Consider the following 14,576-nt stretch of genomic DNA (forward strand, 5'->3'; position numbering starts at 1 on the left):
GCGTGATGAACGAGTTGGCCGGGGCGCTCTCCCCGTATCTGCGGCAGCACGCTTCGAATCCGGTGGCGTGGCGCCAGTGGGGGCCGGAGGCGCTCGCCGACGCCGCGGCGCGGGACGTGCCGCTGCTCATCTCGATCGGCTATTCGACGTGCCACTGGTGCCATGTGATGGCACATGAGTCCTTTGAGGACCGGACGGTGGCGGCGGCGATGAACGACCGGTTCGCGCCGGTGAAGGTCGACCGGGAGGAGCGCCCGGACCTGGACGCGGTGTACATGCAGGCGACGATGGCGATCACGGGGCAGGGCGGGTGGCCGATGACGGTGTTCGCGTTCCCCGACGGGACGCCGTTCTTCGCGGGGACGTATTTTCCGAAGCCGCATTTCCTGCGGCTGCTGGACGCGGTGCACGCGGCGTGGACGGGGCAGCGCGAGGAGCTGCGGCATCAGGGGGCGGCGATCGTGGAGGCGGGCGCGAAGGGCGGTCCGGCGTTCGCGGACGTCACGGTGGCGTGCCCGTTGGACGGGCCGTGCCCGCCGGCGCCGCCGGTGCGCGCGCAGCTGCTGGACGCGGCGGCGGCGACGGTGATGGCTTCGGCGGATGCGGTGCACGGCGGTTTCGGTTCGGCGCCGAAGTTCCCCGGGGTGCCGGCGTTGCGGTTCCTGTTGGACGCGTACGTGCGCACGGGCGAGGCGCGGTTCCTCGACCATGTGAAGCTGACGGCGGAGCGGATGGCGCGGGGCGGGATCTACGACCAGTTGGAGGGCGGGTTCGCGCGCTACAGCGTCGACGAGTCGTGGACGGTGCCGCATTTCGAGAAGATGCTGTACGACAACGCGGAGCTGCTGTGGCTGTATTCGCGGCTGTACGGGGAGGGCGAGCTGTTCGCGCGGGTCGCCGATGAGACCGCGGCGTTCCTGTTGGAGCACTTCACGACCGGGGAGGGTGCGTTCGCGGCGGCGTTCGACGCCGACACGGAGGGCGTGGAGGGTCTGACGTACGCGTGGTCGTACGCCGATCTGGAGGCGGTGCTGGGCGAGGACGCGGCGTGGGCGGCGGCGGCGTTCGGGGTGGACCCGTCGCGGCCGAACTTCGAGCACGACAAGAACGTGTTGGAGCTGCCGGTCGATCCGGAGGACGGGGCGCGGTTCGCGGCGGTGCGGCACCGGTTGGCGGCGGCGCGGCGGGAGCGGCCGCAGCCGGGGCGCGACGACAAGGTGGTCGCGGCCTGGAACGGTCTGGCGATCGCGGCGCTGGCGGAGTACGCGTCGCGTTCGGGCGGGCGGGATGCGCTGCTGGCGGCGGAGCGGGCCGCAACGGAGTTGTGGGCGACGCATGTGGGGGCGGACGGTCGTCTGGCGCGGGCGTCGCTGGCGGGCGCGGTGTCGCCGGCGCCGGGGATCTTGGAGGACTACGCGGCGGTGGCGTTGGGGTTCCTGCGGCTGGGCGGGGAGTGGACGGAGCGGGCGTGCGGGCTGCTGCGGCAGGTCGGTGAGCATTTCGGGGACGGTCTCGGGGGGTTCTTCGACACGGCTGCGGACGCCGAGGCGCTGGTGACGCGTCCGGCTGACGTGCACGACGGGCCGACGGCCTCGGGTTGGGCGTTGGCGGCGGCGGCGCTGCTGGAGGCCTGGCAGGTGACGGGCGAGGAGTCGTTCAAGGACGACGCGTGGCGAGCGATCGCGCGGGCCGAACCGGCGATGAGTGCGAATCCGCGGTTCACCGCGGGCCTGCACGCGGCGGCCGAGACGCTGGTGCGGGCGCAGCGCGCCGAGTTATCGACGGTGCCGGGTTGACAAAGGTGTTGTCGGTGCGCTGCGGTATCGGGCCGCCACTGTGGCGCCGCGTGCGCCAGGCCTTCTGACACGCACGAATCCCTTCAAGTTATCCACAGGCCGTGAACTGCGTTTTCACGCCCGTACCCGGAGTTATCCACAGGCAGGAAACTTTCTGTTGCCGTTCCTTGACGCCTCGTGTTGCATAGATAGCAAAAAGGCCGTCCGGCACAGCGGGATGGCGGCGACAGAGGGGTTTCGCGAACGTCGCCATACCGAGACCGCGCGCGGGAATCCGCCCGCGCGCGGTCCCCGCCAGTGCCGGTCCCCCGCGGGGAGACGAGCGGCGGCCGGACCGGTGCACCGGTCCGGCCGCCCTCGGCAGTCGATCCTGCGGGTGGAATCACACCGGCCCCGGCCGGAAATGCGCTTGCCGGTCGGCAAGGAACGTGCCTAATTTTGACTGTTGTGAACCCGAACCCGCTGCGCCCTCCGATCGTGTCCCCGCCGGACATCCCCGCCGACCCGTGGCGGTACCTGCTGTACGTCGCGCGGGCCCACACGGGGCTGGTCGCGCTCGGGTTCGGCCTGCTCAGCGTCTCGGGCACGGCGTGGGTGCTGCTGCCGTGGGCGATCTCGAAGGTCATCGACGAGGTGCTGGTGGCCGGGACCACCGAACCGCTGCTGCCCTGGTCGATCGTCCTCGGGGTCGTCGCGATCGCCTCCTCGTGGGTGTTCGTCGCCGGGTACCGGGCCCTGTTCATGGCCGAGTCCCATGCGCGGGTGCGCACCGTCCAGAACCTCACCGACCACCTCAACCGCGCCGGGACCGGGGTGCGGGGCGCGATCTCGCCCGGGGAGATGGTGAACCTCTCCACCGAGGACGCCCACAAGACCGGTTCGTTCATCTTCCAGCTCGGGTTCGGGTGGATGGGCCTGGTCATGACGACCGTGGGCACCGTCCTGCTGTGGCGCGCGAACGCGGCCCTGGGCGTCACGGCCCTCGCGGGGGTCGTCCTCATCGGCTTCGTCGTCGGGCCCGTCCTGGGGCGCCTCCAGCACCACCAGATCGCCTACCGCTCCTCGGTCGCGACCCTCACGGGGCAGGCGAGCGACGTCGTCGGCGGGCTCCGGGTCCTGCGCGGCGTCGGCGGCGAGGCGCAGTTCCTCCAGCGCTACCGGGCCGCGTCCACCGATCTGCGCGACGCCGGGTACGGGGTGGCGCGGGCCGACTCCTGGGTGCAGGGCCTGCGGTCGAGCCTGCCGCTGGCGCTCATCGCCGCCGTCACCTGGGTGGGCGCGCGTCTGGCGCTCACCGGGACCATCAGCGTCGGCGAGCTGTCGGCCGCGTTCGGCGTCACCGCGCTCGTCGCCCAGCACTCGGGGGCCATGATCGGCATGGCGCAGTCCGTGATCGCCGCCCAGGTCGCCTCCCGCCGCCTCACCGCGTTCTTCGCGACCCGCAGCGACCTCGCCGACGACGGCACCGCCGCAGGCGCGCACGGGCCCCTCCGCGACCCCGCCTCGGGTATGACCGTCGTCCCCGGGCTCCTGACCGTCGTCGTCAGCGCCGAGGCCAAGCCCGCCGAGGCCGCCATGGAGCGCCTCGCCCGCTACCGCGACTCCGAGGCCGCCTGGGGCGAGGCGCCCCTGGCCTCCCTCACGCTCGACGAGGTCCGCGAGCGCGTCCTGCTCCTGCGCGACGACTACCTGTTCGCCCAGAGCCTAGGCGAGACCCTCCGCGTCGGGTCCGAGGGGATCGACGAGGCGAGGGCGCTCGCCGCGATCGAGGCCGCCTGCGCGGCCGACGTCCATTCGAGCCTGGGCTCCACGCTCGACGGCGAGATCACCAACGGCGGCCGGAACCTCTCCGGCGGCCAGCGCCAGCGGCTGCGTCTGGCGCGGGCGCTGGCGGCGGACGCGGAGGTCCTGCTGGCGGTCGAGCCGACCTCGGCGGTGGACGCGCACACCGAGTCGCTCATCGCGGGGCGGGTGGCCGCGGCGCGGGCGGGGCGTACGACGGCGGTGGTGACGGCGTCGCCGCTGTGGCTGGGTCGCGCGGACGTGGTGGTGTGGATGGTCGACGGGAAGGTCCGCGCCGCGGGCACCCACGCGGAGTTGTCTCTTCAGGACGAGTACCGCGCCCTCACTTCTAGGCAGGAGGCCCGATGAGCGCCCCAGAGAACGCCGGCCGGTTGCCGGTGGCCGATCGTGCCGCGATGTTCGGTGCGGTGAAGCGACTGGTCGTGGAGGACCGGGCCGCGTTCGCGGGCGTGGTCGCCCTATACGTGCTGGCCGCGGGTGCGGGGGCGGCGCTGCCGGTGATGCTCGGCGATGTGATCGACGGGATCGGGACGGGTTGGACGGCGTCGCGGGTCGACTTGGTGTGCGGGGCGATCGTGGCGTGCGTGGTGGTGCAGCTGGTGCTGCTGCGTACGGGTCGGCGTCTGGGGTATCGGCTCGGTGAGCGTGCGGCGGCGAAGCTGCGGGAGTCGTTCATCGCGCGGGTGCTGCGGCTGCCGTTGGGGACGGTGGAGCGGGCCGGTACGGGTGATTTGGCGACGCGGACTTCGGGGGACGTCGGGGCGGTGGCGGAGCTGCTGCGCAAGACGGGCCCGGAGATGGCGATCGGCGTGATCGAGCTGGTGGTGCTGACGGTGGCGGCGTTCGTGGTGAGTCCGCTCCTGGGGTTGCTGTTCCTCACGGGCGCACCGGCGTTCATCATCGCGGCGCGGCGGTACCTGCGGTTGGCGAGTCCGGTGTTCCTGGCGGAGCGGGCGGCGATGAGTGAGATCGCCGAGACGTTGACGGCGTCGGCGGCGGGGTCGCAGACGGTGACGGCGTACCGGATGCAGGGCGAGCGCGGGGCGGCCGGGTATGCGCGGGCCGAGTCGCACATGGGGCGGCTCAAGGGCATCATCCGGCTGCAGACGTGGTTCTTCCCGGCGACGGACTTGACGTTCTTGACGCCGGCGGTGGTGGTGACCGTGGTGGGCGGCGTGTGGTTCCTCGACGGCTGGGTGACGGTGGGCCAGGTGGTGGCGGTGGCGATGCTGACGCTGCGGCTGGACGGGCCGGTGTTCCGGTCGATGATGTCGCTGAGCGAGTTCCAGATGGGCGGGGCGGCGATGGCGCGTGTGGAGGGCGTGCACCTCATGCCCGACGAGGTCCGCGCGGCGGTGCCGGAGGGCGCGGAGGTGCGTTTGGACGGTGTGACGTTCGGGTACGGGGACGGGCCGGACGTGCTGCACGGGTTGAGTCTGCATCCGCGCCGGGGCGAGCGCCTGGTCGTGGTGGGTCCGTCGGGTGCGGGGAAGTCGACGATCGCGCGGCTCATCGCCGGGATCGACCGGCCGCGTTCGGGTTCGGTGACGCTCGGGGGCGCGCCGGTGGCGGACGTGCCGTTGGAGGTGTTGCGGCGCAGGGTGATCCTGGTGACGCAGGAGCATTACGTGTTCACGGCGACGTTGCGGGAGAACTTGAATCTGGCGGCGCCGGAGGCCGGTGACGCGGCGCTGTATGCGGCGTTGGCGACGGTGGACGCGCGGTGGGTCGCGGATCTGCCCGCGGGTCTGGACACGATGCTGGGCGAGGAGCATCACGGGTTGAATCTGGCGGAGGCGCAGCAGTTGGCGTTGGCGCGCGTGATCCTGGCGGATCCGGACGTGGTGATCTTGGACGAGGCGACGGCGGGGATCGATCCTGGCAGTGCGGGGAACGTGGAGGCGTTGCTGGCGGCGGCGTTGGACGGGCGCACGGTGATCGCGATCGCGCACCAGTTGCAGGCGGCGGAGTCGGCCGATCGGATCGCGGTGGTGCGCGAGGGCCGGATCGCCGAGGAGGGCGCCCATGCGGAGCTGCTGGCGGCCGGTGGGGCGTACGCGAGCCTGTGGTGGGCGTGGAAGGGCGTGGCGGCCTAGGCGAGTGGTGTAGGCGGGCCCGGGGCGTCGCTCCGGGCCTTCGCCGTGCCCGCGGGTCACTCGAATGGCCGATACACGCCCATTCGGCCCACAAAATACCAGAAATTCGCATTTCGGATACTAGGGTGGACTCCCGTATCTCCGGCGCCCCACCAGGGCGCCGCGAACCTCGAACGGGAGCCTCCATGCCGCGCACGTCCTTCCCGCCCACGGTCCACAAGCACCGGTTGGCGGGCTACACGTACTGGTCGCGTCTGACGCGTTCGCAGTCGCCGCGCCTGGAGCCGGTGGTCCTCGTCGGCGGCGCCCTGCACCGCAAGGAGGACTGGGGGCGCGTCGAGCAGGGGATGCTCAAGGCCGCCGACGTGGTCTGCCCGGACCTGCCCGGCTGGGGCGAGGCCGACCTGCTGCCGCCGTACCTGGGGCCGGACGTCCCGGTGCAGGCGCTCGTGGACCTCCTCGACGACCTCGGGATCGAGCGGGTGAACGTGTTCGCGGGCTCGTACGGGACGTCGGTGGGCTACCGGCTGGCGCAGACGCATCCGGACCGGATCGCCCGGATGGTCTTGGCGGGCACGATGAGCGGCATCCCGGCGCATTCGCGGCCGATGATGCGCCGGGCCGTGGAGCTGGCGATCGCGGGCCCGCGGGAGCGGTTCGGTCCCGCGGCGGTGGCCGCGCTCATGAGCGAGGGGACCGACATCGCCTCGGCAGCGGTGGTCCGGCGCATCCTGTCGCTGCGGTTCGGCACCGCCGACGCCGGCGACCTCGCGAAGTTCGTCGCCAACACCAACCGGCTGCTCTCGCGCGAACTCATCGACACCGCGATCCCGCCCGCGGTCCCGGTGCTGTTCACGACCGGCGAGCACGACACGCTCACCCCGCCGGAACTGTGCCGGGACCTCGCGCTGACGTGCCCGGAGAGCTGGTTCGTCGAGATGGCCCTCGCCGACCACCTCATCCACCTCGAACGCCCCGCCGAGCTCGTCGACCTCATGACCCGGTTCTTCGCCGAGGAGCCCCTGGACGACCTGCCGTACGCGAACACGGTCGAGGACCTCCGCCGCGTCCCCGTGGCGGCCTGACCGCCGTCAGGTCGCCAGGCCGTTTCGGTAGGCGTAGACGACGGCTTGGACGCGGTCGCGCAGGCCGAGTTTGGCGAGGATGCGCGAGACGAACGTCTTGACGGTCTCGGGGCTGATGACCAGGTGCGCGGCGATCTCGCCGTTGGAGAGCCCGTTCGCGATGAGGAGCAGGACCTCCAGTTCGCGCGGCGTCAGCGGCACCTCGCCCGACCGGTCCTCGGCGGGCCTGATGCGGGCGGCGTAGCGCCCGACGAGGCGGCGCGTCACCTCCGGGTCGAGCAGGGCCGATCCGGCCGCGACGGTCCGGATGCCGTGCAGCAGTTGCGAAGGCGGCGCGTCCTTGAGCAGGAAGCCGCTCGCTCCGGCGCGCAGCGCCTCGTACACGTACTCGTCGAGGTTGAACGTCGTCACCACGAGCACCTTGACCGGGTCGGCCGCACCGGCGCCCGCGAGGAGCCGCGTGGCCTCGATCCCGTCGAGGACCGGCATCCGCACGTCCATGACGACCACGTCGGGGCGCAGCCGCCCGGCCAGGTCGACCGCGGCCCGGCCGTCGCCGCACTCCCCCGCGACCGCCATGTCCTCCTGGGCGTCGATGATCGTGACCAGGCCGGTGCGCACCAGCATCTGGTCGTCGCAGACGAGGACCCGGATCGGCCCCGTCACGACCGGCCGCCCGAGGGGATGCGCGCCCGCACCGTGAAGCCCTCGTCGCCCGGGCCCGCACTGAAGTCGCCGCCGAGGACGTCGACGCGTTCGCGCAGACCCGCGAGCCCCCGCCCGCCGCCCTCCGTCACCGCCCGCCCGCTCCCGGGCCCGGCCGTGCGCACCTCCACGGTGATCTCCTCGTCCCTGTGGCGCACCAGCACCGACGTGGCGGCGCCGACGGCGTGCTTGAGCGCGTTCGTCAGCGACTCCTGGACGACCCGGTAGGCGACGAGGTCGGCGCTGCCGGTCGCCTCCACCGGCGTGCCCTCCTCGGCGAACGCCACCGGCTGGCCCGCGTGCCGCGTCTGCTCCACGAGCGTCAGCAGCCTGCCGACCGTCGGCTCCCTCGCCTCACTGCCGTGGCCGGGTTCCAGCAGGCCCAGCAGGTGCCGCAGGTCCGCGGTGGCCCGCCGCCCCGTGTCGCCGACGGCCGCCAGCGCCGCGTCGAGCCGTTCGGGGGCGCCTTGGAGGTACCGGGCGGCTTCGGCCTGGACGACCATGGCGGTGACGTGGTGGGTGACGACGTCGTGGAGTTCGCGGGCGATGCGGGCGCGTTCGGCGGCTCTGGTGGTTTCGGCGACGTGGCGACGGCGGTCGACTTCTGCGGCGCGGTTGCCTCGCAGCCAGGCGCCGGCGGTCCAGGCGACGGCGAGGAGGAGGTAGAACGTGGTGAAGCCGGCGACGCCTTCGGTGGATCCGAGGAGGTGGAGCGCGTAGGCGAGGCCCGCGTACACGGCGGTGAGGGCGACGACGGCGGTGCGGCGGCACCGTTCGAGGTGGGCGCCGGCGCTGAGGAGCGCGATGGGCATGGCGCTGCTGGCGACCAGGTGGGTGGAGCGGAGTTCGGCGATGACGAATCCGAGGGTCACTAGGGTGAGGCAGACCGCCGGCATCTTTCGGCGTACGGCCAGCGGCAGGCATTCGAGGGCGAGTGCTACGGCGGCGAGTGCGTCGAAGGGTCTGGCCGGGAGGTCGCCTACTTGTGTCCCTTTGTTGTAGAGGATGGGGAGGAACGAGGTGGCGGCGAGGAACAGTCCGAGGGGGAGGTCGCGGACGGTGACGTCGAGTCGACGCCACCGGTCCGGGATCGTGCCGAGTGCGGTCACCGGGGCAGTCTAGCGGTGGGGCCGGACCGGGTCGTGGTGTCGCCGGCGGCGGTGCCGTTGGGAGTGGTGTCGTTGGGGCCGTTGGCATCGGGTGCAATGCGGGGACGGTCGGCAGGGTCGACCCAGTGGACGCGGGTCTTGCGGTCGCCCTTGGCGGGGCGGTCGGCGCGGCGCGGGAGGGGCACGAGGCGGCCGCGTCGTTTGGCGATCCAGAGGAACACGAGGGTCATCACGGCGCCGAAGACGACCGAGTAGACGCTGCCTTCGGGGCCGAATCCGCCTCCGGTGATCGCGCTGGGGCCTTCCATCGCGGCGTCGAGGACGCCTTGGGGGGTGCCGGCGCCGGAGACTTCGGTGCTGAAGAGGGCGGAGCCGGCGATGTTCCATCCGAAGTGGAGTCCGATGGGGAGCCACAGGTTGCGGGTGGCGATGTAGGCGGCGCCGAGCATGCCGCCGGCCTCGACGGCGATGGCGACGGCGCCCCACAAGGTGGCGTTGGGGTTGAGGAGGTGGGCGCCGCCGAAGAGCAGGCCGGTGAGGGCCAGGGCGATCCAGGTGCCGGTGCGCTGCTCGGTGATGCGGAAGAGGATGCCGCGGAACATGAGTTCCTCGGTGACGGCGGCGGCGGCCATGAATCCGAGGAGGCCGACGGCGCCGGTCGGGTCGCCGAGGCCGTCGACCTCGTAATACCCGAGGAGGGCGATGTTCGCGATGACGGCTGCGAAGAGGGCGACGCCGATCAGCGTGCCGAGCGCGGTCTTGGCGAAGGCGCCCTTGGCGGCGACTTCGGCGACGGCGCGCCGTTCAGTCCTGCCCACGACCCACCGGTACGCGAGCACGGCGAGCACCGCGGTGAGCGTGCCGATGACGAGCGTGATCCACGGGCTCGCGTCGAAGGTCCGGGTGGCGAGGCCGCCGAGGTAGGCGACCGCCGCGACGGCGAGAAACTGCCATACCAGTCTCATGAGGGCTCCTTGTCCGATGCCGCGGCGGGGGTGCCCCGGCTGCATGGAACGTTACGGAGCCCGGTGCTCGCAGTCGTCACCGAAAAGTGGGCACTTGCGCGTAGCTCGCACGGGGGACGACCCGAAGGCGCGGCAGCGAAAAGGGCCGGTCTCCCTCTCGGAAGACCGGCCCTGCGATGGTGGAGGTACTGAACGCTTATCCGCACTCATTCCCGCAGGTCAAAGCGTTGCGTTCCGACCTGTCGAACCATGCGAAACCCGACACGAAAAGCCAGGAACGTAGTTCAGGCCTGAAAACTCCTGTGCGGACGGCACCGCGTCCGCTTCGCAAACGGCTGGCCCCGAAGGACCGCCAACGACTCATCGAAGACTACCTCGCCGGGGCCCTTCAAAAGGATCTCGCCACGCGGTACTCGATCGGTCTGTCGAGCGTGAAGAACGTGCTTCGAGAAGCTGGCGCGAAGAAGTACTCGGCACGGATCTAGATGACCGGCGGCGGGCGCTCACCACCGTGGGCGCTCGCCGCCCTCTTCCTGCCAGACTCTTGAGTCGCCCGTACGGTCTGGCCGCTCGGCCTGAGCGGCGAGGGCCTCCACCTGTGCCGGTCCAAGCAGATCGAGCAGGATCTGCGCGATCTGGTGAGGATCGATGTGCTCCCGCTGGTCGCCGGTAATCCGGACTCGATACTGCTTCCTCGGCATGCGCTTCCCCATTCTCGTGGATCGAGCGAGGGGCATTCCTGGACCTGAATGTATCGCCGCAATTCGCGCCTATCGGGCTGCGACACGTCGCGGCGAAGCATGACGCTCGGGTGCTGTCGTACCTCCCTGCTACAACCGTTGGATGGATGGGGTCGCGCGTCCCACGCGCTTTCAACACACGAGTTCCGATGCGAAAGCGCTGCTCGCCGCGGGCGAGTCAGGGCGATTTGAGTTCAAGCGTGATGCCAACGCGGTCGAATCAAAGACGTTGGCAACTCTGGCGAACTGGGTGGCGCTTGAACCCTCCCGTGAAGTCGCCCATCTGCTTGTCGGCGTGGACGAAGTGACCAACCCAGCGACCGGATTGACATACGGCATCGTGCGCGGATTGCCAAAAGGGCTCGAGAAGTCGGTCGCGAGGCTCCAGGACGTCGCAAGTACCACCTACCCGATCCCGGTGGACCTGTTCATCGTCGAGGAGGCGGTCGAGGAGGACCTACCGTTCCTGCGGGTCGAGGTACGGCCCACCATGCCACCGCACTTCGACGGGCAAGGACGGCGACAAACGCGCATGGGCCGCTCCACGCGCCCCATGGCCGATGAAGAGCTGCTCCAGGTGTATCTCGACCGCGAAGCCGGCACCTTCGCTGCCAGGTTCCGCCACACCTCGGTTGAACTGCGCGAGGCCGTCGGCGCTGTAGGAACACAGGTCGACCAGATCTCCGACGCGATCGAACGCAGGGTTGGCGCCCCGCTGGAGGAATTGGCAGCCACCGCGCGTCAAGCCGTGTCCGCCGCCGAGGATGCCGAGGCCGCTGCCATGAATGCAGGGTCTGCTGCCGACATGGTGGAGTATGGGGTGACGAAGGTCGAACGGATGGTCAGCGATCTGCAAGAAGTCGTCGATGAGCTCCATGAGGATTCGCTTGAGTCCTTGGTCCTGCGTGTGGCGCAGGTCCGGCGAGAAGTGTGGTGGGAGTTCACCGCCGACACCTGGACACGGTCCTCGGCCGGAGCGGAACGCCTTGCCCGGGTGGTGCATGAGGTGCTTTCGGCTGAGATCTCGCTTGAAGCGACACGCAACACCTGGGAGGTCGGCCTCTGGGAGGATGTGCTCACCGACCGGAAAGCACAGGCAAAGGGGACCTTGAGGTGGTGGACGGCCACCGTTGAGGAGGCACGGGGCTTGCTCCAGACACCCGTCTACCCAGCCCCAGAACTACCCGACATGCGCGCCGAGCTGCAAGCCGACCGCGATGGCGCACTCGAGGACCCGAACAGCCTCACCCGAAAGTTCACCAACCTGCTCGATAGCTGAAGCCAGTCCATGAGACGAGTGCTTGCATTTCGTGGACACATCCGGCCGCGGCGAACTCCTACCGCGGCATCGGGCCCCGAGCGGTACTGCGAGGTTGCTGCCTCAGACCCGACTCCCGACCGGTCCGCACAGAGAAACGAACACCTGCACAGCGATATTGCCGATCATGGCGCCACCTCCCAACATGAAGTACGCCGCAAGCAACAGGACCGAGGCGACGAGAACGTAGCTGGTGAGCCTGATGATTGAGTTCATGCGGACACGGCCGGAAGGCACCAGCCGTCTCAACGGAGACATCGGGAATCGGGTCCAAGGCAGCACCCGTCTCTCCCTTGAGGTTACCTACTTGCGGCCGCGACTGCAGTAGCTTGGTTCCCTCGATTTCCGGGTACTCCGGCAAAGCCTATGAGTCCTGCTGTTCTGCAACAAGATACTGACCCCAGAGCCGTGAGAGAAGCGGGCGATCGACGAGCATCGGCTCATGCCGTGAATGGAAGCGCAGATGCGCCCAGCCGCTCGCGAACTCGATATCGATGCGCTCAACCGGATCATGATCGATCCTGGTTACGTAGTCGACTTGGACGAGCGCGGTGCGACCGCGGACGGCGAGATACTGGCGTAGCTCCGACGCCTGGACTTCGACCTTCCAAGCTTTCTCGGTCATCTCCCATCGAACGAGGTCGCGCTCGTGATCGGAGGCCTCAAGGTACTTCCAGCCGTTCTCAGCAGGGTAGGCGTTCCAGTGCCACAGGAACGGATGCGCAATCTCCGCAAATGGCAGCAGCGCCCCTGGTGGTTTGCGCACGTGGATGAAGAATTCACTCATGACGTCGCGGTCGGACGAGGTCAGTCCGTCCTCAAAGCCGTGCTTGTCGTAGATGGCCACTTCTCCGAGGTTTTTGCCGATCCAGTCGGTCTCCTCCAAAGCCGCCGCCTCGGAGCCTGGATGGATGAGGATGCATCTGCGGCCAGCATCCCACTCCGCAGAGTAAAAGCTCTCGGCCACGGTCAGCCATCCAGTAGGTGCACCCGTGATCTGCTGCAGGGCATGTTGCGGCCACAGCTCGGGCAGCACGTGTGCGGGCTTCGCCCACCGTTCAGCCAGCGAGCGGCCTTGCGGATCCTCGTCCTCTTGGTCGACTGGGATGTTCATCGGGACCTCTCGGATGGCTGGAGTGGCAAGTACCGCTGCTGTCGTTCAGTTGTCGGCGTTCACCGAACCGTCGCGTTCGATGTAGAGCTCCATCAGCACGGTGAGGGCATCCAGCGATTCGGTCAGGCGCGAGACGATCGAGGCGAACGCGTCAAATGGAGTCAGGTCAGCTATTTCCAGGTCTGCTGCGGCCCTGGCTTGGTCGGAGCCGACGAAATGTGCGATGCCGCTCTTCGACCGGTACCTCTGCAGTGCGCGGAGGATCTCGGTCGGGTCCTCGTCGGCCCCGAGCACGGTCACGAACTTCCTGAGGAGTTGGAGCGACTTCTCGTCCTTTTCAGCGACTACGATCGATTTCAGCGCTTTGGAATCGATCGCATCGACCAGCGCTCGGGTGAGCACTAGGACGGGTTGGCCCAACGAGACGTTGTCATCGGAGAGCGGGCCGATCAGCGAGCTGAACTCGGCCTTCAACGTACTGTCGAGCCCTCGCCACAGCGGCCGCCCCAGGATCTTCGCGGAAACCTCTGATGCTCGCTCGCGAGCACGGCGCAGGTCACCCACCGGGTCATGGCTGCTCGTCCACTGACCGAGGAAGTCGCGGCGGAAGCGACCTCCCTCAATGACGCCTTCGGGAGCGACATTGTGCGACTTCCAGTGGCCCCACTCATCGGAAGGGAGGTCGCGACCGAGGTCACCAAGGTAAACCTCGATCTGGCCTGCAGTGTTTGTCGATATCGACAGGCTCCACAGGTTGAGGCAACCTAGACTTGTCGCGTCCATCCGGTACTTGGTCGGCTCCAACGCATAGGGCTGCAGCACTTCCCGCCGGAAACACACCGCGGTGAGGTAGTGGGGCCGGGACTCATCTTGATCGAAATAGGTGCCTAGCTGGTCCGGATCGCAGGTATAGCGCAGCATCTCGCCGGTTGCGGGGTCGACGCCGTAGATGAAGTCCGGGTAGTCCTTGTCTTCAGGGCGTTCTTCGAACCGTGGTACACGCGAGGTTCGTTGGCCCGCCACCAAGTATTGCCCCCAAACTCGCGAGAGGGCCGGGCGGCGTCCGGACGCCGCCTGGTGAAGCGCGTGGAAACCGACATGGGCCCAGGCATTCACGAACTCGTCGTCGACACGATCGAACGGGTGATGCTCGAGCTTGGTCAGGTAGTCGACCTGGAGGACGGCAGTACGGCTGCAGGCTGCAAGGTACTGACGTAGCTCCAGCGCCCGCACCTCGACCTTCCAGGACTTCTCCTCGATTTCCCATCTGATGAGGTCTTGCGCTCGACCGGCCTCGTTGAGGTACTTCCAGCCGTTCGCCGTCGGGAAAGCATCCCAATACCAAAGAAACGGGTACGTCACCTCAACAAATCGCTGCGCCGCACCGCTGGGATTGCGCACCTGAACGAAGAACTCGCTCACCACTCCCGCATTGGCAGCGGTCAAACCGTCCTCGAACCCGCGCTCATCGAAGATCGACACATCACCGAGATCGCCTCCGATCCAACGGAATTGCTTCAACACGTCTTCTCCCGCGGCACGCTCGATCAGCACGCAACCGCGGCCGCCCCTACCCTCTTCGGTAGTGAAGCGCTCCTCCACCGTGATCCAGCCGGTCGGCACGCTCGTCATCTGCTGCAGTTCGTGCTGCGGCCACAGTTCAGGAAGAACCGAAGACGGCTTCCCCCACAACTCCGCCAAGGTAGTGCCATCGGGCCGCTCAAGGTACCCGCGGATGACCGGCATGCTCATCGACTCACCGTACCTGCAGCCTCTGACATCGCAGTCGCAGCAGGCGTTTGGGTTCGGCGTCGATGAGGTCGTCAAGCAGGCGCCCCTCGTTGC

The 14,576-nt window shown here is 69.1% G+C and carries 11 protein-coding genes and 1 pseudogene; 6 read left to right on the top strand and 6 right to left on the bottom strand.

The genetic code is table 11. The features are described from left to right. The first annotated feature begins 5 nt into the window (after nucleotides 1-5). The 4 genes from E9998_RS23940 to E9998_RS23955 all read left to right on the top strand — a co-directional run bounded on the left by E9998_RS23940 (nucleotide 6) and on the right by E9998_RS23955 (nucleotide 6,780). Nucleotides 6-1,796, top strand: coding sequence for a thioredoxin domain-containing protein (locus E9998_RS23940; protein ID WP_136532266.1), 1,791 nt, complete (start codon nucleotides 6-8; stop codon nucleotides 1,794-1,796). Between the two features lie 447 nt (nucleotides 1,797-2,243). Continuing rightward, nucleotides 2,244-3,947 (top strand): ABC transporter transmembrane domain-containing protein, encoded by a 1,704-nt coding sequence (locus E9998_RS23945; protein ID WP_240037739.1) that lies wholly within the window; start codon nucleotides 2,244-2,246, stop codon nucleotides 3,945-3,947. After that, nucleotides 3,944-5,695: an ABC transporter ATP-binding protein gene (locus E9998_RS23950; RefSeq protein WP_136532268.1), complete on the top strand. Its 1,752-nt coding sequence runs from the start codon at nucleotides 3,944-3,946 to the stop codon at nucleotides 5,693-5,695. Before E9998_RS23945 ends, E9998_RS23950 begins: the two co-directional genes overlap by 4 nt. Before the next feature lie 185 nt (nucleotides 5,696-5,880). After that, on the top strand, nucleotides 5,881-6,780 hold the full coding sequence (locus tag E9998_RS23955; RefSeq protein WP_136532269.1) for an alpha/beta fold hydrolase: 900 nt from the start codon (nucleotides 5,881-5,883) through the stop codon (nucleotides 6,778-6,780). 6 nt (nucleotides 6,781-6,786) lie between these two features. Here the strand turns inward: E9998_RS23955 and E9998_RS23960 are convergent, their stop codons facing one another. From E9998_RS23960 to E9998_RS23970, 3 genes and pseudogenes are all read right to left on the bottom strand, one after another. Further along, nucleotides 6,787-7,446: a response regulator gene (locus tag E9998_RS23960; protein ID WP_136532270.1), complete on the bottom strand. Its 660-nt coding sequence runs from the start codon at nucleotides 7,444-7,446 to the stop codon at nucleotides 6,787-6,789. Further along, nucleotides 7,443-8,594 carry a sensor histidine kinase gene (locus E9998_RS23965; protein WP_136532271.1) on the bottom strand — a complete coding sequence of 384 codons (1,152 nt, stop codon included), beginning with the start codon at nucleotides 8,592-8,594 and terminating at the stop codon, nucleotides 7,443-7,445. Before E9998_RS23965 ends, E9998_RS23960 begins: the two co-directional genes overlap by 4 nt. A 158-nt stretch (nucleotides 8,595-8,752) precedes the next feature. Continuing rightward, nucleotides 8,753-9,559 (bottom strand): annotated as a pseudogene (locus E9998_RS23970) (CPBP family glutamic-type intramembrane protease); the annotation flags it as partial. Between the two features lie 176 nt (nucleotides 9,560-9,735). On the opposite strand from E9998_RS23970, the gene E9998_RS23975 reads away from it, so the two are divergent. Continuing rightward, nucleotides 9,736-10,044 carry a hypothetical protein gene (locus E9998_RS23975; RefSeq protein WP_136532273.1) on the top strand — a complete coding sequence of 103 codons (309 nt, stop codon included), beginning with the start codon at nucleotides 9,736-9,738 and terminating at the stop codon, nucleotides 10,042-10,044. 18 nt (nucleotides 10,045-10,062) lie between these two features. On the opposite strand, the gene E9998_RS23980 is transcribed toward E9998_RS23975, so the two are convergent. Continuing rightward, nucleotides 10,063-10,260, bottom strand: coding sequence for a hypothetical protein (locus E9998_RS23980; protein ID WP_136532274.1), 198 nt, complete (start codon nucleotides 10,258-10,260; stop codon nucleotides 10,063-10,065). A 142-nt stretch (nucleotides 10,261-10,402) separates the two neighbouring features. Here E9998_RS23980 and E9998_RS23985 point away from each other — a divergent pair, with 142 nt between their 5' ends. Next, nucleotides 10,403-11,578 carry an AlbA family DNA-binding domain-containing protein gene (locus E9998_RS23985; RefSeq protein ID WP_136532275.1) on the top strand — a complete coding sequence of 392 codons (1,176 nt, stop codon included), beginning with the start codon at nucleotides 10,403-10,405 and terminating at the stop codon, nucleotides 11,576-11,578. A 403-nt stretch (nucleotides 11,579-11,981) separates the two neighbouring features. Here E9998_RS23985 and E9998_RS23990 read toward each other — a convergent pair whose 3' ends face one another. Together E9998_RS23990 and E9998_RS23995 are read right to left on the bottom strand one after the other, a co-directional pair. Further along, complete coding sequence (locus tag E9998_RS23990; protein ID WP_136532276.1) at nucleotides 11,982-12,731, bottom strand: hypothetical protein; 750 nt, start codon at nucleotides 12,729-12,731, stop codon at nucleotides 11,982-11,984. A gap of 45 nt (nucleotides 12,732-12,776) precedes the next feature. Further along, entirely contained in the window at nucleotides 12,777-14,483 is a 1,707-nt protein-coding gene (locus tag E9998_RS23995) for a hypothetical protein (protein ID WP_136532277.1), read from the bottom strand. Between the last annotated feature and the right edge of the window lie 93 nt (nucleotides 14,484-14,576).

The organism is Glycomyces paridis (genome assembly GCF_004912155.1).
GTDB classification, from domain to species: Bacteria; Actinomycetota; Actinomycetes; order Mycobacteriales; family Micromonosporaceae; genus Glycomyces; species Glycomyces paridis.

Bases quoted from the DNA above. Each gene is read 5' to 3' on its own strand.
- E9998_RS23995 (WP_136532277.1), bottom strand. From the start codon at position 14,483: ATGAGCATGCCGGTCATCCGCGGGTACCTTGAGCGGCCCGATGGCACT.
- E9998_RS23975 (WP_136532273.1), top strand. From the start codon at position 9,736: ATGGTGGAGGTACTGAACGCTTATCCGCACTCATTCCCGCAGGTCAAA.
- E9998_RS23990 (WP_136532276.1), bottom strand. From the start codon at position 12,731: ATGAACATCCCAGTCGACCAAGAGGACGAGGATCCGCAAGGCCGCTCG.
- E9998_RS23980 (WP_136532274.1), bottom strand. From the start codon at position 10,260: ATGCCGAGGAAGCAGTATCGAGTCCGGATTACCGGCGACCAGCGGGAG.
- E9998_RS23955 (WP_136532269.1), top strand. From the start codon at position 5,881: ATGCCGCGCACGTCCTTCCCGCCCACGGTCCACAAGCACCGGTTGGCG.
- E9998_RS23950 (WP_136532268.1), top strand. From the start codon at position 3,944: ATGAGCGCCCCAGAGAACGCCGGCCGGTTGCCGGTGGCCGATCGTGCC.
- E9998_RS23985 (WP_136532275.1), top strand. From the start codon at position 10,403: ATGGATGGGGTCGCGCGTCCCACGCGCTTTCAACACACGAGTTCCGAT.
- E9998_RS23940 (WP_136532266.1), top strand. From the start codon at position 6: ATGAACGAGTTGGCCGGGGCGCTCTCCCCGTATCTGCGGCAGCACGCT.